The 24,500-nt window shown below is 72.2% G+C and carries 19 protein-coding genes and 2 pseudogenes; 15 read left to right on the forward strand and 6 right to left on the reverse strand.

What is annotated here, in order from left to right; translation table 11 throughout:
• Together ACZ4EF_RS04415 and ACZ4EF_RS04420 are read left to right on the forward strand one after the other, a co-directional pair.
• Positions 1-624: a winged helix-turn-helix domain-containing protein gene (locus ACZ4EF_RS04415; RefSeq protein ID WP_467502732.1), complete on the forward strand. Its 624-nt coding sequence runs from the start codon at positions 1-3 to the stop codon at positions 622-624.
• Positions 621-1,925 carry an MFS transporter gene (locus ACZ4EF_RS04420; RefSeq protein ID WP_401715481.1) on the forward strand — a complete coding sequence of 435 codons (1,305 nt, stop codon included), beginning with the start codon at positions 621-623 and terminating at the stop codon, positions 1,923-1,925. Before ACZ4EF_RS04415 ends, ACZ4EF_RS04420 begins: the two co-directional genes overlap by 4 nt.
• Positions 1,926-1,972: 47 nt before the next feature.
• Here the strand turns inward: ACZ4EF_RS04420 and ACZ4EF_RS04425 are convergent, their stop codons facing one another.
• On the reverse strand, positions 1,973-2,212 hold the full coding sequence (locus ACZ4EF_RS04425; RefSeq protein ID WP_391047534.1) for a hypothetical protein: 240 nt from the start codon (positions 2,210-2,212) through the stop codon (positions 1,973-1,975).
• 60 nt (positions 2,213-2,272) lie between these two features.
• Between ACZ4EF_RS04425 and holA the strand changes: the two genes are divergently transcribed.
• Positions 2,273-3,259, forward strand: a complete 987-nt coding sequence (holA, locus tag ACZ4EF_RS04430; protein WP_355348876.1) for a DNA polymerase III subunit delta — start codon at positions 2,273-2,275, stop codon at positions 3,257-3,259.
• A 256-nt stretch (positions 3,260-3,515) separates the two neighbouring features.
• On the opposite strand, the gene rpsT is transcribed toward holA, so the two are convergent.
• Positions 3,516-3,776 carry a 30S ribosomal protein S20 gene (gene rpsT / locus ACZ4EF_RS04435; RefSeq protein WP_188280821.1) on the reverse strand — a complete coding sequence of 87 codons (261 nt, stop codon included), beginning with the start codon at positions 3,774-3,776 and terminating at the stop codon, positions 3,516-3,518.
• A gap of 251 nt (positions 3,777-4,027) precedes the next feature.
• On the opposite strand from rpsT, the gene lepA reads away from it, so the two are divergent.
• The 4 genes from lepA to hemW all read left to right on the forward strand — a co-directional run bounded on the left by lepA (position 4,028) and on the right by hemW (position 11,414).
• Positions 4,028-5,899, forward strand: a complete 1,872-nt coding sequence (gene lepA / locus ACZ4EF_RS04440) for a translation elongation factor 4 (protein ID WP_391116797.1) — start codon at positions 4,028-4,030, stop codon at positions 5,897-5,899.
• Positions 5,900-6,073: 174 nt separating this feature from the next.
• On the forward strand, positions 6,074-7,957 hold the full coding sequence (locus ACZ4EF_RS04445) for an AMP-dependent synthetase/ligase (protein ID WP_402712314.1): 1,884 nt from the start codon (positions 6,074-6,076) through the stop codon (positions 7,955-7,957).
• Positions 7,958-8,118: 161 nt separating this feature from the next.
• On the forward strand, positions 8,119-10,035 hold the full coding sequence (locus tag ACZ4EF_RS04450; protein WP_467502736.1) for a SpoIIE family protein phosphatase: 1,917 nt from the start codon (positions 8,119-8,121) through the stop codon (positions 10,033-10,035).
• 146 nt (positions 10,036-10,181) lie between these two features.
• Positions 10,182-11,414, forward strand: a complete 1,233-nt coding sequence (gene hemW / locus ACZ4EF_RS04455) for a radical SAM family heme chaperone HemW (RefSeq protein ID WP_467502738.1) — start codon at positions 10,182-10,184, stop codon at positions 11,412-11,414.
• A 21-nt stretch (positions 11,415-11,435) separates the two neighbouring features.
• Here the strand turns inward: hemW and ACZ4EF_RS04460 are convergent, their stop codons facing one another.
• Together ACZ4EF_RS04460 and ACZ4EF_RS04465 are read right to left on the reverse strand one after the other, a co-directional pair.
• A complete protein-coding gene (locus tag ACZ4EF_RS04460) occupies positions 11,436-12,260 on the reverse strand; it encodes a DUF3097 domain-containing protein (protein ID WP_391047525.1) in 825 nt (274 codons plus the stop codon).
• 23 nt (positions 12,261-12,283) lie between these two features.
• Positions 12,284-13,036 carry an MBL fold metallo-hydrolase gene (locus tag ACZ4EF_RS04465; protein ID WP_391047523.1) on the reverse strand — a complete coding sequence of 251 codons (753 nt, stop codon included), beginning with the start codon at positions 13,034-13,036 and terminating at the stop codon, positions 12,284-12,286.
• A 263-nt stretch (positions 13,037-13,299) separates the two neighbouring features.
• Here ACZ4EF_RS04465 and hrcA point away from each other — a divergent pair, with 263 nt between their 5' ends.
• The 7 genes and pseudogenes from hrcA (at position 13,300) to ACZ4EF_RS04500 (ending at position 22,217) form a co-directional block, all read left to right on the forward strand.
• Positions 13,300-14,316: a heat-inducible transcriptional repressor HrcA gene (gene hrcA, locus ACZ4EF_RS04470; RefSeq protein WP_355348857.1), complete on the forward strand. Its 1,017-nt coding sequence runs from the start codon at positions 13,300-13,302 to the stop codon at positions 14,314-14,316.
• Positions 14,317-15,450: a molecular chaperone DnaJ gene (dnaJ, locus tag ACZ4EF_RS04475; RefSeq protein WP_355348854.1), complete on the forward strand. Its 1,134-nt coding sequence runs from the start codon at positions 14,317-14,319 to the stop codon at positions 15,448-15,450.
• Between the two features lie 271 nt (positions 15,451-15,721).
• Positions 15,722-16,795 carry a nitronate monooxygenase gene (locus ACZ4EF_RS04480; RefSeq protein ID WP_391047520.1) on the forward strand — a complete coding sequence of 358 codons (1,074 nt, stop codon included), beginning with the start codon at positions 15,722-15,724 and terminating at the stop codon, positions 16,793-16,795.
• Positions 16,792-17,526 (forward strand): 16S rRNA (uracil(1498)-N(3))-methyltransferase, encoded by a 735-nt coding sequence (locus ACZ4EF_RS04485; protein ID WP_391047518.1) that lies wholly within the window; start codon positions 16,792-16,794, stop codon positions 17,524-17,526. Before ACZ4EF_RS04480 ends, ACZ4EF_RS04485 begins: the two co-directional genes overlap by 4 nt.
• A 137-nt stretch (positions 17,527-17,663) precedes the next feature.
• Positions 17,664-18,008 carry a hypothetical protein gene (locus ACZ4EF_RS04490; RefSeq protein WP_401304461.1) on the forward strand — a complete coding sequence of 115 codons (345 nt, stop codon included), beginning with the start codon at positions 17,664-17,666 and terminating at the stop codon, positions 18,006-18,008.
• Between the two features lie 22 nt (positions 18,009-18,030).
• Positions 18,031-21,369, forward strand: coding sequence for a S41 family peptidase (locus tag ACZ4EF_RS04495; RefSeq protein WP_467502743.1), 3,339 nt, complete (start codon positions 18,031-18,033; stop codon positions 21,367-21,369).
• Positions 21,370-21,696: 327 nt separating this feature from the next.
• Positions 21,697-22,217 (forward strand): annotated as a pseudogene (locus tag ACZ4EF_RS04500) (NUDIX domain-containing protein).
• A 247-nt stretch (positions 22,218-22,464) separates the two neighbouring features.
• Here ACZ4EF_RS04500 and ACZ4EF_RS04505 read toward each other — a convergent pair.
• Together ACZ4EF_RS04505 and ACZ4EF_RS04510 are read right to left on the reverse strand one after the other, a co-directional pair.
• A pseudogene (locus ACZ4EF_RS04505) lies at positions 22,465-23,210 on the reverse strand (transposase); the annotation flags it as partial.
• Between the two features lie 116 nt (positions 23,211-23,326).
• Positions 23,327-23,980, reverse strand: a complete 654-nt coding sequence (locus tag ACZ4EF_RS04510) for a hypothetical protein (RefSeq protein ID WP_467502745.1) — start codon at positions 23,978-23,980, stop codon at positions 23,327-23,329.
• Between the two features lie 243 nt (positions 23,981-24,223).
• Between ACZ4EF_RS04510 and ACZ4EF_RS04515 the strand changes: the two genes are divergently transcribed.
• Positions 24,224-24,499 (forward strand): hypothetical protein, encoded by a 276-nt coding sequence (locus ACZ4EF_RS04515; RefSeq protein ID WP_391160286.1) that lies wholly within the window; start codon positions 24,224-24,226, stop codon positions 24,497-24,499.
• Position 24,500 lies beyond the last annotated feature (1 nt).

The raw sequence follows: 24,500 nt of genomic DNA on the forward strand, positions 1-24,500 counted from the left end.
ATGGAGGACAAGCCGATGGAGTCCAAGGTCCAGCTCACCGACCCGCGCGCCCTGCGCGCCTACGCGCACCCCACGCGGATGTCGCTCGTCGGGCTGCTCCGCCGTGAGGGGCCGTTCACGGCGACGCGGGCCGCGGAGCTGACCGGCGAATCCGTCGCCAGTTGCTCGTACCACCTGCGGATACTCGCCAAATACGGCCTGGTGGAGGAGGCACCGCCAGGACCCGGGCGGGAGAAGCCGTGGCGGGCGACGGCCGAGTTCACGAGTTGGCCCGGCTACTCCGAGGACACGGCGGTCGCGTCGGCGGCCGAGGCGCTGACGGTGGCCGTCGCCGAGAACTACTTCCACCGGATGACGCGGGCCATCGAGACGCGCGGCGCACTGCCCCGGAAGTGGCAGGAGGCCGAGCGCTTCACGGACACGTCCCTGTATGTGACGCCCGACGAACTGACCGCGCTCGGCGAGGAGATCGACGCGCTCCTGGCCCGGTACGCCGACCGGATCAACGACCCGGCCCGCCGCCCCGAGGGCGTCCGGCGGGTGCCCTACCTCCAGATCGGCTACGTCGACCCCGAGCACCCCGAGGACGGCCGCCCTCCGGAACCCGACTCCGAGGAGAGGTGAGCGCCGTGGTGCCGGAACTGCTCAGGCAGCGCCCCTTCCGGCGGTACTGGACGGGCCAGACCGTCTCGCTGCTCGGCGACCAGATCACCTTCCTGGCCATTCCGCTCGCCGCCGTCCTCGTGCTGCACGCCGACGCGGCCCAGATGGGCTGGCTGTCGATGGCGGGCCTGCTGCCCGCGCTGCTGTTCTCGCTCCCGGCCGGGGCCTGGGCCGACCGACGCGGTCGCCGCAGGCAGACCATGATCGCCGTCGACCTGCTGAGGGCGGCCCTGATGGTCTCGCTCCCGGTGGGTTACGCCCTCGGGGTGCTCACCCTGGCGCAGCTCTACGCGGTCGCCTTCGCCGTCGGCACGCTCGCCGTCGTCTTCGACGTCTGCAACGCCACGCTGTTCGTGTCGCTGGTGCGCCCCGAGGAGTACGTGCGGGGCAATTCGCTGACCAGCGGCAGCCGGGCCTTCTCGTTCGTGGCGGGCCCCAGCGTCGGCGGCCTGCTCGTGCAGGTGCTCGCCGCACCGCTCGCGCTGCTCGCCGACGCCTGCTCGTATCTGGTCTCGGCCGTGCTGCTCGCGCGGATAGACCCGGTGGAACCACCGGCCGCGCCGCCGCGCAAAGGGCACTTCACGGCGGGGCTGCGCTTCATCGTCCGCTCCCGCGTGCTGCGCCCGCTCGCGGCGGCGGCTGCGACGGTGAACTTCTTCAACTTCGTCTTCCACACCCTGGTGATCCTCTACGCCGTCGAACAGCTCGGCCTGAACGCGGGGCTGTTGGGCATGGCCATCGGGGCCGGCGCGGTCGGCAGCGTGATCGGCGCGGTGCTCACCGGACGGATCGCCAGGTCGATCGGGGTCGGGCCGACCCTGGTCCTGGGATTCATAGGGTTCCCCGCGCCGCTGATCCTGATCCCGTTGGCGACCGGGCCGACACCGATGCTGCTCGCCGCCTTCTTCGCCGCCGAATTCGCCTCCGGCTTCGGCCTGATGCTGCTCGACATCGCCAGCGGCTCCTTGCAGAGCGCCGTCATACCCGACGCCCTGCGCTCACGGGTCAGCGGCGCCTTCCGCACCGTCAACTACGGTGTCCGCCCGCTCGGCGCGCTCGTCGGCGGCACCCTCGGCAGCGCGATCGGACTGCGCCCGACGCTGTGGATCGCCACCGTCGGCGGCCTGCTCAGCGTGCTGTGGCTGCTGCCCTCGCCGATACCGCGCATACGCGAACTCCCCGACGAGGAGCCCGACCCGGCGGCGGAAGCGCAAGCGGAGACGGAAGCGGCGGCGGATCGGAAGGCGGCGGCAGCGACGTAGGCCCGCGCACGCCGCCCCGCGCAGGCCGCCCCGCGTACCCCGCCCCACTACTCCAGCCAGCCCTCGAACTGCGCGGCCAGCGCGTCCAGCGCCGACGTGTCGAGACGGGCGTCGCTGTCCTCGACGACCACCAGCCACTGGGCGTCCTCGGCGTCGTCCTCGCCCGCGAGGGCGTCCCGGACCAGGTGCGGCTCCTCGCGCAGGGCGAAGCGCGCGGTCAGCAGCTCGGCGACCTCCTCCGCGGCGTCGCGGTCGGGCAGCACCAGCACATGTCGTACGTCGCTCACCGCACCAGTCTCCCCGACGCGGTGCGGCGATGTCCGACCCCCGTGGGATGCTGGGCGGCGATGGCCAGGAAGACTGCTTCAGACGACCCGCTCGCTCCGCTCACGCTCGCCGTGGGCCAGGAGGATCTGCTGCTCGACCGCGCCGTGCGCGAGGTGGTCATGGCGGCCCGCGCGGCCGACGCGGACACCGATGTGCGGGATCTGGCCCCCGAGGCGCTCCAGCCGGGCACGCTGGCGGAGCTGACCAGCCCGTCGCTGTTCGCCGAGCGCAAGGTCGTGGTGGTGCGCAACGCGCAAGACCTGTCGGCGGACACGGTCAAGGACGTCAAGGCGTATCTGGCCGCGCCCGTCGAGGAGATCACGCTGGTCCTGCTGCACGCGGGCGGCGCCAAGGGCAAGGCGCTGCTGGACGCGGCGCGCAAGGCCGGGGCGCGCGAGGTGGCCTGCCCGAAGATGACGAAGCCCGCGGACCGGCTGGCGTTCGTGCGCGGCGAGTTCCGTACGCTGGGCCGCTCCGCGACGCCCGAGGCCACCCAGGCCCTGGTCGACTCGATCGGCAGCGACCTGCGGGAGCTGGCGAGCGCCTGCGCGCAGCTCGTCGCCGACATCGAAGGCACCATCGACGCGGCCGTGGTCGCCCGCTACTACACCGGCCGCGCCGAGGCCACCGGCTTCGAGGTCGCCGACCTCGCCGTCACCGGCCGTACCGCGGAGGCGCTGGAGCGGCTGCGCTGGGCGCTGTCCGTCGGCCAGCCGCTGCCCGGCATCACCTTCGCGCTGGCCTCCGGCGTCCGCGCCATCGGCAAGCTCGCCTCCGCGCCGCGCGGCGCCAACCCCGGCCAGCTCGCCAGGGACCTCGGCATGCCGCCGTGGAAGATCGACCGGGTCAGGCAGCAGATCCGCGGCTGGTCCGCGGACGGCGTCTCGACCGCCCTGCGGGCCGTCGCCGAGGCCGACGCCGCCGTCAAGGGCGGCAGCGCCGATCCCGCCTACGCCCTGGAGAAGGCCGTCGTCACCATCGCCCAGGCGTCCCGCGCCCGCTCCTGACCGGAGACCGGACCGCGCGGCCCTCGGACAGCGCCCCCCGTGCAGCGGCAGCACCCCTCCGACAGCGGCCCTCGTACAACAGAACCGCCCGTCCGGGACTCCCGGACGGGCGGTTCACGTCAGTGCTCTCACTGGGTGCGGTCGCGCCCGCGTGGCGAACGCAGATCGTGCGCGACCGCGGTGGTGCGAAGTGCGGGTCCGGGCGGTAGAGGGGCCGCTGGGTCCGGTTGCCCGCGATGAATCGAAAGAGCGGAGATCAGAGAGCGGAGACCGACTGAGCCAGCGCCGACTTCTTGTTGGCGGCCTGGTTCTTGTGGATGACGCCCTTGCTGACGGCCTTGTCGAGCTTCTTGGCGGCGAGACGAGCGGCCTCGGTGGCCTTCTCGGCGTCACCGGCGGCCACGGCCTCGCGGGTGCGACGGATCGCGGTCTTCAGCTCGGACTTGACGGCCTTGTTGCGCAGGCGCGCCTTCTCGTTGGTCTTGTTCCGCTTGATCTGGGACTTGATGTTCGCCACGAAAGAGCCTTCTCAGGTTCGATTGATACTTGGGTTGCTGCTTGGGGTGTGCTGCTCGGGGTTTGCCGCTTGGTACTGAAACGAGCAGATGCCTCGGGTTAGAGGGCACGAGGCACAGTGCTCCAGGCTACCAGCCGTTCACAGGACGGCCCAAACCGGTGCCGGTGCCGCAACCATGGGACGATAGCCCTTACGCCAGCCCCGCTCGCCCCGAGCAACCAGCCCGCCCGACCCGAGAAAATGGACCCTGCGTGCCCGCGACCCCTTCCCATGTGCCGGAGCCGAGCCGTACCGACCCGGCGTTGATCCGCAACTTCTGCATCATCGCGCACATCGACCACGGCAAGTCCACCCTCGCCGACCGGATGCTCCAGCTCACCGGCGTCGTCGACGCACGCCAGATGCGCGCCCAGTACCTCGACCGGATGGACATCGAGCGCGAGCGGGGCATCACGATCAAGTCGCAGGCCGTCCGGCTGCCCTGGGCGCCGACCACGGGCGACGGCACCGGCAGCACGCACATCCTGAACATGATCGACACCCCGGGCCACGTCGACTTCACCTACGAGGTCTCGCGGTCGCTGGCCGCCTGCGAGGGGACGGTCCTGCTGGTCGACGCGGCGCAGGGCATCGAGGCGCAGACCCTCGCCAACCTCTACCTGGCGATGGAGAACGACCTGACGATCGTTCCCGTGCTGAACAAGATCGACCTGCCGGCCGCCCAGCCGGAGAAGTTCTCCGAGGAGCTGGCCAACCTCATCGGCTGCGACCCCTCCGATGTGCTCAAGGTCTCGGCGAAGACCGGCGTCGGCGTGGACGCGCTGCTCGACCGGGTGGTCCAGGACGTGCCGCCGCCGGTCGGCGTCGCCGACGCGCCCGCCCGCGCGATGATCTTCGACTCGGTCTACGACTCCTACCGGGGCGTGGTCACCTACGTCCGTGTCATCGACGGCCAGCTCACCAAGCGTGAGCGGATCAAGATGATGTCCACCGGCGCCACCCACGAGCTGCTGGAGATCGGCGTCTCGTCGCCCGAGATGAAGCCGCACGACGGCCTCGGCGTCGGCGAGGTCGGCTATCTGATCACGGGTGTGAAGGACGTACGGCAGTCCAAGGTCGGTGACACCATCACCACCTTGAACCGCGGCGCGACCGAGGCGCTGGGCGGCTACAAGGACCCCAAGCCCATGGTGTTCTCCGGCCTCTACCCGCTGGACGGCTCCGACTACCCCGAGCTGCGCGAGGCGCTGGACAAGCTCCAGCTCAACGACGCGGCGCTGGTCTACGAGCCGGAGACGTCCGCCGCCCTCGGCTTCGGCTTCCGCGTCGGCTTCCTCGGCCTGCTGCACCTCGACGTGATCCGCGAGCGCCTGGAGCGCGAATTCGGCCTCGACCTGATCGCGACCGCGCCCAACGTGGTCTACCGCGTCGTCATGGAGGACCGCACCGAGTACACGGTCACCAACCCCAGCGAGTTCCCCGAGGGCAAGATCGCCGAGGTCTACGAGCCGGTGGTCAGGGCGACGGTGCTGGCGCCCACCGAGTTCATCGGCGCGATCATGGAGCTGTGCCAGAACCGGCGCGGCTCGCTGCTCGGCATGGACTACCTCTCCGAGGACCGGGTCGAGATCCGCTACACCCTGCCGCTGGCCGAGATCGTCTTCGACTTCTTCGACAACCTGAAGTCCAAGACCCGCGGCTACGCCTCGCTCGACTACGAGCCCACCGGCGAGCAGAGCGCCGACCTGGTCAAGGTCGACATCCTGCTGCACGGCGACAAGGTGGACGCCTTCTCCGCGATCACCCACAAGGACAAGGCGTACGCGTACGGCGTCCGGCTGGTGGCCAAGCTGCGCGAGCTGATCCCGCGGCAGAACTTCGAGGTGCCGATCCAGGCCGCCATCGGCGCCCGCGTGATCGCCCGCGAGACCGTCCGCGCCATCCGCAAGGACGTGCTGGCCAAGTGCTACGGCGGTGACATCTCGCGTAAGCGCAAGCTGCTGGAGAAGCAGAAGGAAGGCAAGAAGCGGATGAAGATGGTCGGCAACGTGGAGGTGCCGCAGGAGGCGTTCATCGCCGTCCTGTCGACCGACTCCGAGGGCGAGTCGAAGGCGAAGAAGTAGAAGAAGCAGGTGAGGGGCGGGGTCCGGGGCCGAAGCGGCAGGGGATGAGGCGAACGGGGCATCCGGGGCAACCGGCGGGCCTTCCCCTCTTACGCGCCGGGCGTCGGCCCTCTACCCTGATCCGACGTAGGTTACTGGTGAGTTAAGAACACAGGCGCGGGCCCGGAGGTTGTCGTGACCGACACACAGACGTTGATCGAGAATCGGCCGCCCTCCGTGGCGACGCTCTTTCTGGAGCGCGTGACGGCGACCCCCGACGCGGAGGCGTACCGCTTCCCCGTCCCGTCCGAGAGCGGCCAGGGCCCCGACACCTGGCAGGCGCTCACCTGGGGCGCCGCCGCCGAGCGGGTCTACGCCATCGCCGCCGGCCTGATGGACCTCGGCATCCGGCCCGAGGAGCGGGTGGCGATCTCGTCCAACACCTCGGTCGACTGGATCCTCGCCGACCTGGGCATCCTGTGCGCGGGCGCGGCCACCACCACCGTCTACCCGAGCACCAACGCCGACGAGACCGCGTTCATCCTCGCCGACTCCGGCAGCCGCGTCCTGATCGCGGAGAACGCGGCGCAGCTCGCCAAGGCCCGCGAGCGCCGCGCCGAGCTGCCCGAGCTGACGCATGTCGTGGTCATGGACGCGGCCGGGGCGGCCGACACGGACGGCGACGGCTGGGTGCTGTCGCTCGACGAGCTGATCAAGCGCGGCGCCGCCTACCTGGAGCAGCACCCGGCCGCCGTCACCGACGCCGTCGCCGCCATCACCAAGGACCAGCTCGCCACCCTCATCTACACCTCCGGCACCACGGGCCGCCCCAAGGGCGTCCGGCTGCCGCAGGACTGCTGGGCGTACATGGCGCGCGCCATCGAGGCGATCGGGCTGCTCGACGAGAACGACGTGCAGTACCTGTGGCTGCCCCTCGCGCACGTCTTCGGCAAGGTGCTGACCGCCGGGCACATCACCGTCGGCCACGTCACCGCCGTCGACGGCCGCGTCGACAAGATCATCGAGAATCTGCCGGTCGTCCAGCCGACCTACATGGCCGCCGTGCCGAGGATCTTCGAGAAGGTCTACAACGGGGTCGCCGCCAAGGCCAGGGCGGGCGGCGGCGCCAAGTACAAGATCTTCCTGTGGGCGGCCGAGGTCGCCCGCGAGTACGCCAAGGCCGCGCAGAACAGCATGCGGCTGACCGGTGTCCCGACCGTGCCGGTCGGCCTGCGCACCAAGCACGCGATCGCCGACAAGCTCGTCTACGCCAAGATCCGCGAGGCGTTCGGCGGGAAGCTGCGCGCCTGCGTGTCCGGCTCGGCCGCGCTCGCCCCCGAGATCGGCTACTTCTTCTCCGGCGCCGGAATCCACATCCTGGAGGGCTACGGCCTCACCGAGTCCAGCGCCGCCAGCTTCGTCAACCCCGGCGAGTCCTACCGCACCGGCACCGTCGGCAAGGCGCTGCCCGGCCTGGAGGTCCGGATCGCCGAGGACGGCGAGATCCTGCTGCGCGGCCCCGGCATCATGCAGGGCTACCACGGGCTGCCCGAGAAGACCGCCGAGGTGCTGGAGTCCGACGGCTGGTTCCACACCGGCGACATCGGCGAACTGTCGCCCGACGGCTTCCTGAAGATCACCGACCGCAAGAAGGACCTGATCAAGACCTCGGGCGGCAAGTACATCGCGCCCGCCGAGGTCGAGGGACAGTTCAAGGCGGTGTGCCCCTTCGTCAGCAACGTCCTGGTCGTCGGCGGCGGCCGGAATTTCTGTACGGCGCTGCTCGCCCTCGACGAGCCCACCATCCTCGTCTGGGCCGCGGAGCACGGCCTCGAAGGCCGCTCGTACGCCGATGTCGTCGGCACCGACGAGGTCCGCGAACTCATCGCCGGCTACGTCCAGCGCGTCAACGACAACCTCCAGCGCTGGCAGCAGATCCGCGAATTCCGCGTCCTGCCGCGCGACCTCGACATCGAGCACGGCGACCTCACCCCGAGCCTGAAGCTCAAGCGCCCGGTCGTCGAGCGCGAATTCGCCCCGCTGATCGAGGAGATGTACGCCGGAGCGCGCGAGGCGTAAGCCCCCGCGAGCGGCGCGCAGGGTACCCCTCGCGGGCGCGCCGCGCCCGGAGTTGGCCGGGCGGGGACCGATTCGGGGGACCCCGGGGGTCACGCGGCGCGTTCGGACGGGTTCGGTGTGTCACGGTGTGTGCGTTGTCGCCGCATCCTCGGGAGCCGCCTGTGAGGCTCGACCCGCCACGCCCCCGCGAGGGCACCGGCACCCGTACCGCCAGCACCCGTACCGGCGCCGGTATCAGCACCGGCACCGCTTCCGGCACCACGCTGCCCGGCAATCAGCTCGCGGCGGGCGCCGCCCGGCGCTTCCTGCGGGCCGCGCTCGCCGACTGGACGAGCCAGGGCCTGCCGGAGGCCGCCGCGTTCACCGAACAGGTCGTGGACGACGCGATCCTGCTGGTCAGCGAGCTGGTGACCAACGCGGTGATCCACGCGGGCACCACCGTCGACGTCCTGTGCCGACTGGAGACGAGAGCGCAGGCGGCGGCGGAGGCGTTCGGGGACAGCGGGGCGCGGGAGCCCGGTCTGGTGATCGAGGTGTCCGACCAGTACCCGGCACGGGTGCTGCGCGGCGACGACCGGCCGGACCCCGGCGACCACAGGGAAGGCGGTCGCGGCCTGCAACTCGTCGCCGCCCTGTCCGACGCCTGGGGCATCAGCTACCGCCGCGACCGTAAAACCGTCTGGTGCCGCCTCGACCTCACCGGCCCGCCCCCGGCCGCAGGAAGTGAAGAGAGCGAAGACGAGAGCGAGGAGCCGCTACGGCGCGGCCTGCGGGCCGCCGAGATCCTGGCGCCCGCGCGCTCCGGCTCCGCCCGGAAAGCGGACTCCGACTGGATCAACCGCGGCTCCCTGTCCTTCCTCGCCGAGGCGTCCGACCTGCTCGCGGGCCAGCTCGACGAGGACAACGTGGCCGTGCTGGCGACCCAGCTCCTCGTGCCGCGGCTCGCGGACTGGTGCGCGGTCTGGCTCTACGGGACCGGCGGCCGGCCACGGCTGTCCAGCGTCTGGCACGGCGCGGAGCACCGTATCGACGGCCTGCGCGCCGTACTGGAGAAAACCCCGCCCCCGCCGGGCCTGCGCTCCGGCACCCGCCTCGGCGGCGCCATGCCGTGGCCCTGGCCGGCCACCGACGACATGTGGGAGCACGGCGGCGCGCTGGCCGTACCGCTGGTCGCCGCCGGGCGCTGGCACGGCACGCTACTGCTCGGCCGCACCGGCCTGCTCGGTCTGCCGGGCGAGGTCGTCGGCCTGGTCGAGGACTTCGGGCGCCGGGTCGCGCTCGCCGTGGACACCGCGCGGCAGTACGCCCGCCAGGCGATGATCAGCACCGTCCTGCAACGCGGCCTGCTGCCGCCCGCCGCGGGCCGCATCCCCGGCGTCGACCACGCCGTGGTGTACGAGCCCACGGCCGGCGACTGGGTCGGCGGCGACTTCTACGACCTGTTCCCCGCGGGCGACGGCCGCTGGTGCTTCGCCCTCGGCGACGTCTGCGGCAACGGCCCCGAGGCCGCCTCGCTGACCGGTATCGCCCGCCCGGTCCTGCGGCTGCTGGCCCGCGAGGGCTACGGCGTCCCCGACGTCCTCGACCGCCTCAACAAGGCGCTCGCCGACGAGGCCGCCACCGCCCTGATCGGCGAGACCGGCGACTGGGAGGGCGGCCAGGCCCGCTTCCTGTCGCTGCTCTACGGCGAGATCGTGCCGTACGCCACAGGGCGCGGCGCCCGCTGCACGCTCGCCTCGGCCGGCCACCCGCTGCCGCTGGTCCTCACCCCGGACGGGCGGGTACGCGAGGCCGCGAGCCCGCAGATGCTGCTCGGCATCGGCGACGACACACGGTACGACTGCGAGTCCTTCGACCTCACCCCCGGCGAGACACTGCTGTGCGTCACCGACGGCGTCACCGAACGCCGCCGCGGGCACCGGCAGTTCGACGACGACGACGGCCTGGCGGCGGCGCTCGGCGGCTGCGTGGGGCTCAACGCCGTCGCCGTCGCGGAACGCATCAGGCGCGCGGTCCACGAGTACGACGACGCGCCGCCCGCCGACGACCTGGCGCTGCTGGTCCTCCAGGCGAGGTGAGCGCGCCGGGACCGGCGTCCGAGCGGGACGGGACCGGGACCCGAGCGAGGCCGGGACCCGGACCCGAGCGGGACCGGGGCCGCGACCCGAGCGAGGCCGGCGACCGCGCGGATTCGGGCACCTCGCGCGTACCGGATACTGGACAGATGCCTTCCGTACTGCCTGATGGTGAGCCCGTGCCCGCGGACGGGACGCTGCCCGCGCACGCGCTCGACGGGGCGGCGGACCGGCCGCTCGGCTTCTACCTGCACGTGCCGTACTGCGCGACGCGCTGCGGCTACTGCGACTTCAACACCTACACCGCCACCGAATTGCGCGGCTCGGGCGGCGCCCTGGCCTCCCGCGAGAACTACGCGGACGTGCTCACCGACGAGATCCGGCTGGCCAGGAAGGTCCTGGGCGACGACCCGCGCCCGGTCGAGACGGTCTTCGTCGGCGGCGGCACCCCGACGCTGCTGCCCGCCGCCGACCTCGTCCGCGCCCTGGCCGCGATCCGCGACGAATTCGGCCTCGCCGACGGCGCCGAGATCACCACGGAGGCCAACCCGGAGTCCGTCGACCCCGGCTACCTCGCGGAACTGCGCGCGGGCGGCTTCAACCGGGTGTCGTTCGGGATGCAGAGCGCGCGGCAGCACGTACTGAAGGTGCTGGACCGCACCCATACCCCGGGGCGGCCCGAGGCATGCGTCGCCGAGGCGCGCGCCGCCGGATTCGAGCACGTCAACCTCGACCTGATCTACGGCACGCCGGGGGAGTCCGACGACGACTGGCGCGCCTCCCTGGACGCGGCCGTCGCCGCGGGTCCCGACCACGTGTCCGCGTACGCGCTGATCGTCGAGGAGGGCACGCGGCTCGCCCGGCGGATCCGGCGCGGCGAGGTGCCCATGACCGACGACGACGTGCACGCCGACCGCTACCTCATCGCGGACGAGCGGCTGGCCGCCGCGGGCTTCACCTGGTACGAGGTCTCCAACTGGGCCACCACCCCCGCCGGGCGCTGCACCCACAACGAGCTGTACTGGACCGGCGCCGACTGGTGGGGCGCGGGGCCCGGCGCCCACAGCCACGTCGGCGGCGTGCGCTGGTGGAACGTCAAGCACCCCGGCGCCTACGCGCAGGCCCTCGGCGAAGGACGCTCACCCGGCGCCGGGCGGGAGATCCTCACCGCGGAGGACCGCCGCGTCGAGCGCGTCCTGCTGGAACTGCGCCTCGCCGACGGCTGCCCCCTCGACCTCCTCGCCGAGGAGGGCGCCCGCGCCGCCGCCCGCGCGGTAACGGACGGCCTCCTGGAGGCCGGTCCTTACGCGGACGGCCGCGCCGTCCTCACCCTGCGCGGCCGACTCCTGGCCGACGCCGTCGTCAGGGACCTGGTCGACTAGGAGCCGCCCCGGGGCGGCTCCTTACGGCGCCGCCACGAAGTCGATCAAGTGCTCCACCGCGCCCAGCAGCTCCGGCTGGAGGTCCTTGTAGGTGTGGACCGAGGCCAGGATGCGCTGCCACGCCTCACCCGTCGTCATGTTCCAGCCGAGGCTGCGGCAGACCCCCGTCTTCCAGTCCTCGCCGCGCGGGACGCGCGGCCACTCCCGGATGCCGACGGAGGACGGCTTCACGGCCTCCCACACGTCGATATAGGGGTGGCCGACGATCAGGACGTCCGCCCCGGTGACCGCCGCCGCGATACGGGACTCCTTGGAACCCGGCACCAGGTGGTCGACCAGGACGCCCAGGCGGGCGTCGGGCCCCGGCGAGAAGGACTCGACGATGGCCGGGAGGTCGTCCACCCCCTCCAGGTACTCGACCACGACGCCCTCGACGCGCAGGTCGTGCCCCCAGACGCGTTCGACCAGCTCGGCGTCGTGCCGGCCCTCGACGTAGATCCGTCCGGCGCGCGCCACCCGCGCCTTCGCGCCGGTGACCGCGATCGAGCCGGAGGCGGACAGCAGGGGCCCGCGCGGGCCCGGCGCCTGCGGGCGGACGAGGGTGACCTGCTTGCCGTCGATGAGGAAGCCGCGCGGCTCCATCGGGAAGACGCGGTGCTTGCCGAAGCGGTCCTCCAGCGTGACCGTCAGCCCCTCGGCGGTCTTCTCCACCCGCACCACGGCCCCGCAGAAACCGGTGCCGACCTCCTCGACCACCAGATCGCGCTCCGCGGCCACCTCGGGCGCGGGCGTACTCCGCTTCCACGGGGGAGTGAGGTCGGGGTCGTCGTAACTCCTGCTGCGCATGAGGGAGATCGTAACCAGGGCGGCTACGCGACGGACCCGAAGCGGGCCGCCAGCGCGTCGCGCTGGGCCCGTACGAAGCGGGCGTCGACCACCGCGCCGTGGCCGGGCACGTAACGGGCCGTCTCGCCGCCGAGGGCGAGCAGCGCGTCCAGGGTGCCGGGCCAGCGGTCGGGCGCCGCGTCGTCGTCGGCCTGCGGCTCGCCCGACTCCTCGACCAGGTCGCCGCAGAAGACCACGGCGGGATCGCTCGGGGTGGCGCCCGGCACGACCACCACCAGGTCGTTGCGGGTGTGGCCGGGGCCGGGGTGGACCAGCAGCACCGGACGGTCGCGGCCCAGGTCCAGGGCGTACTCACCGCTGACCGGGTGGCCGGGCAGCACCAGGGCCTCGGCGGCCCGCGCCGCCTCCGCCGGGTCGGTGCCGAAGGCGACCGCCGACTCGCGCAGCGCCTCCCGCTCGCGCCGCAGCAGCGCGGCCAGCGACGTCTGCCCGTACACCTCGGCGCCGGGGAAGGCCGCGGTGCCGAAGACGTGGTCGAAATGGCCGTGGGTGAGCGCGACATGGGTGACGGTCCTGCCGGTCAGCGCCTCGACCTGGGCCCGCAGCTCGGCGCCCTCCCGCAGCGTGGAGCCGGTGTCGACCAGCAGCACACCGTCGTCGCCGACCACCAGTCCGATGGTCACATCCAGATGCGGCAGCCGCCGCCGCGCGACACCGGGAGCCAGCTGCTCCCACCCCGTGCCCTCCACCGGCTCCGCCGGTTCCGCAGATCTCACGTGACCGACGCTATCGCCGCCGCGCCCGCGCCGCCCGTCGTCCGCCGCCGTCCCCTGCCGCCCGTCGCCGACCGCCGCTCCGTCGCCTCGTACCGCCGCCCATCCCGCCACACTTCGCCCACCCGTACGGTGCCCTTGCCTCGCCCTCGCTACCTCGCCGTACACTTGCTGCGGGGCGGCTGGCACTCGAAACGCAGGAGTGCCAGGCCAGGGCGGTTTTAAGGACCGGTAGACGGACGAGGCCATACGGCTGGAGGTGCGCGATGCTGAGCGAACGCAGGCTCGAAGTGCTGCGTGCCATCGTCCAGGACTATGTCGGGACCGAGGAGCCGGTCGGCTCCAAGGCGCTCACCGAACGGCACCGGCTGGGCGTCTCGCCCGCCACCGTGCGCAACGACATGGCGGTCCTGGAGGACGAGGGATACATCGCCCAGCCGCACACCAGCGCTGGCCGCATTCCCACCGACAAGGGCTACCGGCTCTTCGTCGACAAGCTCGCGGGCGTCAAACCGCTGTCGTCGGCCGAGCGCCGCGCGATCCAGAACTTCCTGGACGGCGCGGTCGACCTCGACGACGTCGTGGGCCGTACGGTACGGCTGCTCGCGCAGCTCACCCGGCAGGTCGCCGTCGTGCAGTACCCGTCGCTGACCCGCTCGTCGGTCCGGCACGTGGAACTGCTGCCGCTGGCGCCCGCCCGCGTGATGCTCGTGCTGATCACCGACACCGGCCGCGTCGAACAGCGGCTCATCGACTGCTCCGCGCCGATCGGCGAGACCGTGCTCGGCGACCTGCGCGCCCGGCTCAACAGCCGGGTCGTCGGCCGCCGCTTCGCGGACGTGCCCCCGCTGGTCCAGGACCTGCCGGACGGCTTCGACCCGGACGACCGCCCCGCGGTCACCGCCGTGCTCGCCACGCTCCTCGAAACGCTCGTCGAGGAGACCGAGGAGCGGATCATGCTCGGCGGCGCGGCGAATCTCACCCGGTTCAACCACGACTTCCCGCTGACGATCCGGCCGGTGCTCGAAGCCCTCGAAGAGCAGATGGTGCTCCTCAAACTGCTCGGCGAGGCCAAGGATTCGGGCATGACCGTACGGATCGGTCATGAGAATTTTCACGAGGGGCTCAATTCCACTTCGGTGGTGGCGGTCGGCTACGGTTCGGGCGACGAGGCAGTCGCCAAACTCGGCGTGGTCGGACCGACCCGCATGGACTACCCCGGAACGATGGGAGCGGTACGCGCAGTGGCACGTTACGTCGGACAGATCCTGGCGGAGTCGTAAGTGGCCACGGACTACTACGCCGTTCTCGGCGTGCGCCGCGACGCAGGCCCGGACGAGATCAAGAAGGCGTTCCGCCGGCTCGCCCGTGAGCTGCACCCGGACGTCAATCCGGACCCCAAGACGCAGGAGCGGTTCAAGGAGATCAACGCCGCCTACGAGGTGCTCTCCGACCCGCAGAAGAAGCAGGTCTACGACCTCGGCGGCGATCCGCTGGCCGCCGGTGGCGGAGGCGGCGCGGGCGGCTTCGGCGCGGGCTTCGGCAACTTCAGCGACATCATGGACGCCTTCTTCGGGCAGTCGCAGCAGCGCGGGCCGCGCTCGCGCACCCGGCGCGGCCAGGACGCGATGATCCGGCTGGAGATCGAGCTGGACGAGGCCGCGTTCGGCACCACCAAGGACATCCAGGTCGACACCGCCGTGACCTGCGGCACCTGCAACGGCGAGGGGGCCGCGCCCGGCACCGCCGCGCAGACCTGCGACATGTGCCGCGGTCGCGGCGAGGTCTCCCAGGTCACCCGGTCCTTCCTCGGCCAGGTCATGACGTCCAGGCCCTGCCCGCAGTGCCAGGGCTTCGGCACCGTCGTGCCCACCCCGTGCCCCGAGTGCGCGGGCGACGGCCGGGTCCGCTCCCGCCGTACGCTCACCGTCAAGATCCCCGCGGGTGTCGACAACGGCACACGTATCCAGCTCGCGGGCGAGGGCGAGGTCGGCCCCGGCGGCGGCCCGGCCGGTGACCTCTACGTCGAGATCCGCGAGGTCCCGCACCCGGTCTTCCAGCGGCGCGGCGACGACCTGCACTGCACGGTCACCATCCCGATGACGGCCGCGTCCCTCGGCACCAAGTGCCCGCTGGAGACGCTGGACGGCCTGGAGGAGATCGACATCAGGCCCGGCACGCAGTCCGGCCAGTCCATCCCGCTCCACCAGCGCGGTGTCACGCACCTGCGCGGCGGCGGGCGCGGCGACCTCGTCGTGCACGTCGAAGTCCTCACCCCCAGCAAGCTCGACGCCGAGCAGGAGAATCTGCTGCGGCAGCTCGCCGTGCTGCGCGGCGAGGAGCGGCCCCTGGGGCAGTTCGCGCCGGGCCAGCAGGGCCTCTTCTCCCGTCTCAAGGACGCCTTCAACGGGCGCTAGCGCGCCCGCGCTCCGCACGAGGGTGCTCCCTTCGGGGGGTGAGCCGGTCTTTTCAGGGGCGCGGGGAACCGCGGACCGGCCGAATGGCTCCCGCGGGTCACCACCGGCCCCGGAGGGGCGGATCGGTATGTCCTCGGACCACCGGCCCGGCGGGGGCATGTCGCGCGGTTGCCCGCGCCCCTGAAAAACGAGGCACCGCCTCACGTGAGGCGGACGCGGGGGCCGCGCCCCGCACGGGGTACCGCACCTCGCCGGGAGGCGGCATGGCACGATGAACGTCATGTCCGCGTTGACCGATCTCTCGTCGTTCTCGGCGTATCCGATCATTCAGGCGCCGATGGCCGGAGGCGCGTCGAATCCGCAGCTCGCCGCGGCCGTGGGGGCGGCGGGCGGCCTGGGCTTCCTGGCCGCCGGGTACAAGACCTCCGAGGCGATGTACGAGGAGATCCGGCAGGTCCGGCATCTCAGCTCGCACCCGTTCGGGGTGAATCTCTTCATGCCGCAGCCCGCGACGGCCGATCCGTCCGCGGTCGCGGTGTACGCCGAGCAGCTGGCGGGGGAGTCCGCCTGGTACGGGACGCCGCTGGGCGACCCGGACAGCGGGACCGACGACGCGTACGACGCGAAGGTCGCGATCCTGCTGGAGGACCCGGTGCCGATGGTGAGCTTCACCTTCGGGTGCCCGGAGCGCTCGGTGCTCGACGCCTTCGCGAAGGCCGGTACGTACACCGTCGTGACGGTCACCTCGCCGTCCGAGGCGCTGGCCGCGCAGTGGTCGGGGGCGGACGCGGTGTGCGTCCAGGGCGTGGAGGCGGGCGGCCACCAGGGCACCCACCGCGACGACCCGCAGCTCGACGGCGCGGGTTTCGGGCTGCTGTCGCTGGTGCCGCAGGTACGCGAGGCCGTGCAGCTGCCGCTGATCGCGGCGGGCGGGCTGATGCGCGGCGGGCAGGTCGCGGCGGTGCTCGCGGCGGGCGCGGACGCGGCGCAGCTCGGCACGGCGTTCCTGGTCTGCCCGGAGTCCGGGGCGAGTCCGCTGCACAAGCGGGCCGTCACCGATCCGGTCTTCGCCCGCACCGAACTGACCCGCGCCTTCTCCGGGCGGCCCGCGCGCGGGCTGCTCAACCGCTTCATCCGCGAGCACGGGCCGTACGCGCCGCCCGGATACCCGCAGATCCACCACCTCACGTCCGGGCTGCGCAAGGCCGCCGCCGCGGCGGGCGATCCGCAGGGCATGGCCCTGTGGGCCGGTCAGGGCCATCGGCTGGCCCGTGACGTCTCCGCCGGGCGCCTGGTCGAACTCCTCGTCGAAGAACTCCACGCCGCCCGGGAGGCGCTCGCATGACGGCCCCCGTCTTCCTGGTCGAACCCGCCGCGCTGGACGGCTCCCCGTCCACCGTCACCCTCACCGGGCCTGAGGGGCGGCACGCGGTCTCCGTGCGCCGCCTCACGCCCGGCGAGGCGATCGTCCTCACGGACGGGGGCGGGCGCGGTGCCTACGGGGTGGTCGCCGCCGTCTCCGGCAAGGACGTGCTCGACGTCGAGGTACGCGAGACGCGGGTCGAACCCGAGCCCGCCGTGCGGATCACCGTCGTCCAGGCGCTGCCCAAGGGGGACCGCGGGGAGCTGGCCGTCGAGACCATGACGGAGGCCGGGGTCGACGCCGTCGTTCCCTGGGCGGCGGCCCGCTGTGTCACCCAGTGGCGCGGTGACCGGGGCGCCAAGGCCCTGGCGAAGTGGCGGTCCACCGCGCGGGAGGCCGCCAAGCAGGCGCGGCGCCTGCGATTTCCCTCCGTGGCGGACCTGATGACGACCCGTCAGGTCGCCGGGCTGTTGGCCGGCGCCGAATTCGCCGGGGTCCTCCATGAGGAGGGCTCGGCCGCGCTGGCCTCCGCCGCGCTGCCCGCGTCCGGGTCCGTCGTGCTCGTCGTCGGGCCGGAAGGCGGGGTCTCCGCCGAGGAGATCGCCACGCTCGCCGCCACTGCCTACCGCCTGGGCCCCACCGTCCTGCGCACCTCCACCGCCGGGGTGGCCGCCGCCTCCGTCCTCCTCGCCCGCACCGGCCGCTGGTCCTGACCTTCCGACCCACCCGGCCTTACGGGCGGGGCAGCCACCCGTAAGGGGAAGGTCCTGCCTTCGGGGGATTTACGGGAGGGCGGTCGCGGGCGGAGGTTGGGGGGATGGGACGAATGGGGACATGGGGAGCCGGGGGGATGGCCGTGACGGCAGCCCTCATGGCGATGACGATCAGCGGATGCGACCCGGCGGACGGGCTGGGGGCGAGCGCGGTGTCGGCGACGACCGACCAGTTGGCGACGCGGGCGCTCAAGAAGGACAACATTGACGTGAGTTGGCTGTCGTGCAGCGCGACGACGGGCAGGACCGAGGACGACGTCGACTGCCTCGGCCGGACCGACCACGACGAGAAGATCACCGTAAAGGGCACGGTGACCAAGCAGTTGGACGACAAGTGCGTCCAGGGCCACCTGACCGCGGTGGTCGGAAAGAAGACCGTCTTCGACGTACGAGGTCTCGGAAACTGCTCGGCGAAGACATGATCGCCGTCGCTAGGCTGGCGTGGTGACCGACCACGACCAGCACGTGACGCGGCAGCCGCGCCCGAGCGCGCCGCAGCCCTCCTACCTCCGACACCCGCACCCGCACGGCGACTTGCTCGCGTTCGCCGCCGAGGACGACGTGTGGGTCGCGCCGCTGGACGGCGGCCGGGCGTGGCGGGTGAGCGCGGACAACATGCCGGTCGGACGGCCCAGGGTCTCGCCCGACGGCGAGTGGGTGGCGTGGACGTCGACCAGGGACGGGGCGCCCGAGGTGCACGCCGCGCCCCTGGAGGGCGGCCAGGCCAGCCGGTTGACGTACTGGGGCAACGTACGGACGGCCGTGCGGACGTGGACGCCGGACGGCGAGCTGGTCGCGGTCACGCCGTACGGCGAGGCGTCCTCGCGGCGGACATGGGCGCGGGCGGTGCCGCTGGACGGCGGGCCCGCACGGACCCTGCCGTACGGCCCGGTCGGCGATCTCGCGTACGGCCCGGACGGCGCGGTGCTGATCCAGTCGCCGACGATGAGCAGGGAAGCCGCGCACTGGAAGCGCTACCGCGGCGGCACGGCGGGCAAGTTGTGGATCGACCGCGCGGGCGACGGCGCCTTCGAGCGGGTGCACCAGGACCTCGACGGCAACATCGAGTGCCCGATGTGGGTCGGCGACCGCATCGCGTTCCTGTCCGACCACGAGGGCGCCGGAGCGCTCTATTCGAGCCTGCCCGACGGCACCGGCCTGCGCCGCCACACCCCCGCGGACGGCATCGACGGCTTCTACGCCCGGCAGGCCGCCACCGACGGCGCCCGCGTGGCGTACATGGCCGGGGGCCGCGTCCACCTGCTGGACGACCTGACCGACGCCGACGCGGCACCGCGCGAGATCGAGGTGCGCCTCGGCGGTCAGCGCGCCGACCTGCGGCCCTACCCCGTACGCGCCGCCCGGTACCTCGGGGACGCGCGCCCCGACCACACCGGCCGGGGCAGCGCCCTGGAGATCCGCGGCACCACGCACTGGCTGACCCACCGCGGCGGCCCGGCACGGGCGTTGGCGGCAGACCCCGGCGTCCGTACCCGGCTGCCGCGGGTGTTCGGGCAGGGCGGCGCCGACGGCGAGCAGCAGGTGGTGTGGGTCACCGACGCGGACGGCGAGGACGCCCTGGAGGTCGCCCCCGCCGTCGGCCTGCCGGCCGGCGCCGCGCCGCGCAGGCTCGCCGCGGGCCGCCTGGGCCGGGTGCTGCACATGGAGGTCTCGCCGGACGGCCACCGCATCGCCGTCGCCTCGCACGACGGCCGGGTGCTGCTGGTCGAGACGCAGACCGGCGAGGTGCGCGAGGTGATCGCGGGCGACTCGGGCGACGCGTCCGGCCTCGCCTTCTCACCCGACTCGGCCTGGCTCGCCTGGTCGCAGCCGGGCCCCGGCGAACTGCGGCAGTTGAAGATCGCCGCCACCGCCGACCTGTCGGTGGCCGACGCGACCCCGCTGCGGTTCAACGACTTCGCGCCCGCCTTCACCGCCGACGGCCGCCACCTGGCGTTCCTGTCCGAGCGCGCCTTCGACCCGGTCTACGACGCGCACGTCTTCGACCTGTCCTTCCCCAACGCCTGCCGCCCGCACCTGATCACGCTGTGCGCGACGACGCCCTCGCCGTTCGGCCCGCAGCGCCACGGCCGCCCGTACGACGCCGACGAGGACGACCAGGACGGCCCGGCCAAGGAGGAGCAGGACGGCGCGGGGAAGGAGAGCGGCGGCGAGGGCAAGAAGGACGACCGGCCGCGTACGCCCGTCACCCGCGTCGACCTGGAGGGCCTGGCCGACCGGATCGTGCCCTTCCCCGTCGAGGCCGGGCACTACTCGGGGCTGCGCGCCGCCAAGGGCGGTGTGCTGTGGCTGCGCCACCCGCTGGTCGGCGCGCTCGGCGCGGCCCTGGCCACCCCCGACGCCCAGCCGCCCAACACCGTGCTGGAGCGGTACGACCTGGCGCAGCTCCGTATCGAGGAGATCGCCGACGACGCCGACGCCTTCGCGGTCACCGGCGACGGCGCCAAGGTGCTGCTCACCCACGGATCGCGGCTGCGGATCACGCCCGCCGACAGCAAGTCCGACGCGGACGACGAGTCCGGCGGCTCCGTCACCGTCGACCTGACCCGGGTCCGGGTCACCGTCCGCCCGCAGGACGAGTGGCGGCAGATGTACGACGAGACGCACCGGCTCATGCGCGACAATTTCTGGCGCGCCGACATGGGCGGCGTCGACTGGGCGGCGGCAGGCGAGCGCTACCGGCCGCTGCTCGACCGGATCGCCACCCACGACGACCTGATCGACCTGCTGTGGGAGCTGCACGGCGAGCTGGGCACCTCGCACGCCTACGTCATCCCGTCCGGCGGCCACTTCGACCCGCTGCACCGGCAGGGTCTGCTCGGCGCGGACATCTCCCGTACGGAGGACGGCGGTTGGCGGATCGACCGCGTGCTGCCCGGCGAGTCCTCCGACCCGTACGCCCGCTCCCCGCTGGCCGCGCCGGGCGTCGCCGTCCGCGCGGGCGACCTCCTGCTGGCGGTGGACGGCCACCGCGTCGACCCGGTGACGGGACCGGGACCGCTGCTGGTCGGCACCGCGGGCAAGCCGGTGGAACTGACCGTCGCCCCCGCCGCGGGCGGTCCCGCACGCCATGTCGTGGCCGTACCGCTCGCCGACGAGGAACCGCTGCGCTACCACGACTGGGTGGCCGACCGCCGCGCCCACGTCCACCGCGCGTCCGGCGGGCGGCTGGGCTATCTGCACGTGCCCGACATGGTCGGCAGCGGCTGGGCGCAGCTCCACCGCGACCTGCGCGTCGAGGTCGCCCGCGAGGGCCTGGTCGTGGACGTCCGCGAGAACCGCGGCGGCCATACGTCGCAGCTCGTCGTGGAGAAGCTGGCGCGTCGGGTCGTCGGCTGGGACCTGCCGCGCGACGCGCACCCGGTCAGCTATCCGCAGGATGCCCCGCGGGGGCCGATTGTGGCTGTCGCCAACGAGTTCTCCGGGTCCGACGGGGATATCGTCAACGCCGCGATTCGGGCTCTCGGCATCGGGCCTGTGGTCGGTACCCGCACCTGGGGCGGGGTCATCGGCATCGACAACCGGTACCACCTGGTCGACGGGACGGCTGTCACGCAGCCGAAGTACGCCTTCTGGTTGGAGGGGTACGGCTGGGGCGTCGAGAACCATGGGGTTGATCCGGATGTCGAGGTTGTTCACGCTCCGCAGGATTCGGTTGGCGGGCGGGATCCGCAGCTTGACACTGCCGTGGGCATGGCGCTTGCCGCGCTGGAGGAGTCTCCGGCCAAGAGGCCGCCGGCGCTGCCGGGTATGGGCGGTTGATCGGGTCGGCGGCGGTTGGCCCTTCGGGCCTGGTTTTGCCCGCCCGCCCACCCGTGCGGGTGTTTTCTCCGTCTGCGGGTGCCGCTTGTGCCTGGGTCGGTGCCGGTCCGGGGCACCTCCTCGAAATGCGGCTACCTGGTCTCCTGTATCCGGTGCCGTTCTTGTCACCGCATTTCTGCGGGGGCACCCCGGCCCGTCCCCTTCCGGTCCGTCGGCGTCCGCCTGTCCGGTGGGGGTTGCCGAGGAAGGGGGGTGGCCCAGGAGCGGAGGACCCGAGGTCCCCGCATGCCTCATCTGTCCGTGTCGGTCCGTATGAAGGGAGCCTCGATGTCCCAGCCTGGAGACCGCCCCCCGGCGCTGCCGCCCGCTGTCGACTCCATGACGTTGCTCGTCGCGGCCGTCATCGTCCACGACACCGTTGCCGACCGGGTCCTGCTGCTCCAGCGCGGTGAGCGGTCCAAATTCGGCCAGGGTATGTGGGACCTCCCGGTCGGCAAGAGCGACCCGGGGGAGCCGGTCACCGCCACGGCCGTGCGGGAGCTGTACGAGGAGACCGGCCTCACCGTCGACCCCGGCGATCTGGCTCTCGCTCACGTCGTGCACGGCGCGTGGAGTCCCCGGCCGGGTTCCTCACCGTGGTCTTCGCCACCCGCACCTGGCACGGCCAGCCGGAGAACCGCGAGCCCGGCAAGCACAGCCAGGTCCGCTGGACGCCCGTCGCCGCTCTTCCCACCCCCATGGTCCCGTCCACCGACCTCGCCCTCCGCTGCTACCTCGACGGCGGCCTGGCAATCTCCCTCCACGGCTGGCCCCCGACACCCCCACCCGATCCCCGTCCTCCCTCATAACCCTCCACCCCTCCCCGCCCGCACCCCTCGCCTGCCCTGGGCGGACGGCCAGTCGCGCAGGGCCCGGACCCCACCCAGAGGTACCGACGAAATGGGCCTTACCGAGTGACGAAACGCAGGCATGGGCCGGTCGTTGGTGCGGCTCGCCGGTTGCGAGGACTCTTCCCACGTCGTGGCGGGTGGCGATGGTGCTGTTCTTCGAGGCAGGAGGGCGTCCTGGTCCTGGTCGGGTCGGTTTGGGTGCACGGGGCAGCTCGCCGTCGTGGTCGAGCCAGGCCGCCCGTTTCGTGAGGCGGGGATGGAGCCGGTCCCAGGCCCGGGCGGTGGCCTTCCCGTAGAGTCGGGTCTCGGTGACGGTCACCGCGTGTCCCTGGCTCCAGGTGTCGGGCTGTCCGAAGACGAACTCACCACCATGTTTGGGCGGTCGCCCGGCTGTGACCAGTTCCTCCACGATTCGGCGGAGCTGGGCGACCGTGACGGCGCAGACGTCGGCGCCGGGTTGGAGGCGGACCGCGTCCAGAGGTGCGGTCCACGAGGTCCGGCCGCTCTCCAGGGCGACGACGATCGAGTAGGGCCAGCCTGGGATCATCCGGTGCTCGTCCTTGTCCCGTCCGTAGGTGTGGCAGAACGAACGGTCCGGCGCGGTGCCGGCGCCCGGCCGCAGCCACGGGCTCACGGCCACCGCCAAGATCAGGCGGCCGTCGGCCGCCCGCGGCAGCTCGGCCAACCGCCGTCGCAGCCGGTCCCGTCGACTGCACCGTTGTTCAGCGCGGCATAGAGGGAGCCGTGTCCGCGTCGGTGCTCGGGCGCCAGCGACAGGTCCACCAAGGTCTTGACCGGTCCGTCCGTGCACAGCAACGCGTCCGCCAGCTCGAACAGCGCGTCACCCCGCGCGGTGAGGGAGTCGTAGAAATCGCCCCGAAAACGTGACAGTCTCGCGAATGCCTGCTGGCGGGCGTCCTGGTGGAGCAAACCCGGCACTGCGGCCTCCATGTCGAACCCTGTTCCCCGTAGCTGAGTTCAGGATTGTGCGAAGACCGACCTTTCGTCCGGAGAATCCCCGTTTGGGTGGAAGCCGTCCCTCTTGAAGCGCTCAGGCACTGACGTCCTCAACCACCTCGCAGTCCCCAGTCGTCCAGGCCCGAATAGATCAGCGCGGTGCGTGCTCTGGGAAAGGAGAGGGATTCAGCCTCACCCGTGTACATCGCCACCAACGATTCGCTTCCCCGCCACCACGTGTCGGCCAGGCCCCGCACCTCTACTACCGGCTCGTAGGCGTCCAGGTCGATGCCCTCGACATCATCGCCCGTGAACTTGGTGATCTGCTTTGCCCACATGGATGCGTGGTGAGTCAGCGCGAGCGACTCCACCCAGCCCTCGACGGTCGCGTGGAGTGGCGTCCAACGGTCCGCATGGATGCCGAACTCATCATTTGGTCCGATCATGAACGAGTAGGGGACGGCGGTACGCTGCGGTCCGGCTTCGAACCACCACCCTTCGGAGGCAGAGCCTTCCGGCGAGTCCGGATCGAAGAACTTGGGGCCGCCGTCGTACTGCGATGCAGGCGGCAGGAGCAGACCGCCCCAACGTTCTTGACACGCCGCCATCCGGTCGATCGTCGCTGCTGGAATAGCTCGCTCCAGCCACCACTGCCTGTGCGCCTCGACGGATCGGAGGTCTACTTTGACGCCGTGCGAGCTGACGAACGACCGGGCGCGTGGCGTCAGGCCATTGGGCACGCTGTTGAAAAGATTAAGGTCCACCAGGGTGACGCTACCGAGCCGCGATACAGGATCCGGGCCCAGGGCCCGCCCGCCAGCAGTAGCGATGCCCACTGGCGTGACCACAACACTCTCGGGCGCACCGCAATACCGGTTCGAGCTTCCGGGACACCGACTCGATGATCCCCCGGACATTAAATGGCAAGCTCAGCTTGTTCTTTATGGTCTGAGCCGCTTTGAGAGTGCGTGACACGACTCGTTCAGCTGCTGAGTAGGGTTGTGGTCATGGCCAAGGGGATGGGGCGGCGGCCCAAGGCGGATCTGGACAGCGGCATCGAGGACGTGACGCTGTCCATCCTGGAGTGGCTTGGCGAGCAGGGAGTCGGTGCCATGATCCGGGTCGACGCGGAGCGCATGCGTGACGGTCAGCCGGCGTGGACGTTCGCTGCTTCAGGTGGGCCGCTGGGCGGTGGGATGAGGGCGGACGGGGCCTCGGTCGCCGAGTGCATGGACGTGGCACTGCTTCGATTGCGCGAGGCCGGGCTGGCTGTTCCATTCTGAC

The sequence above is a fragment of the Streptomyces sp. NPDC025721 genome, from assembly GCF_055558595.1.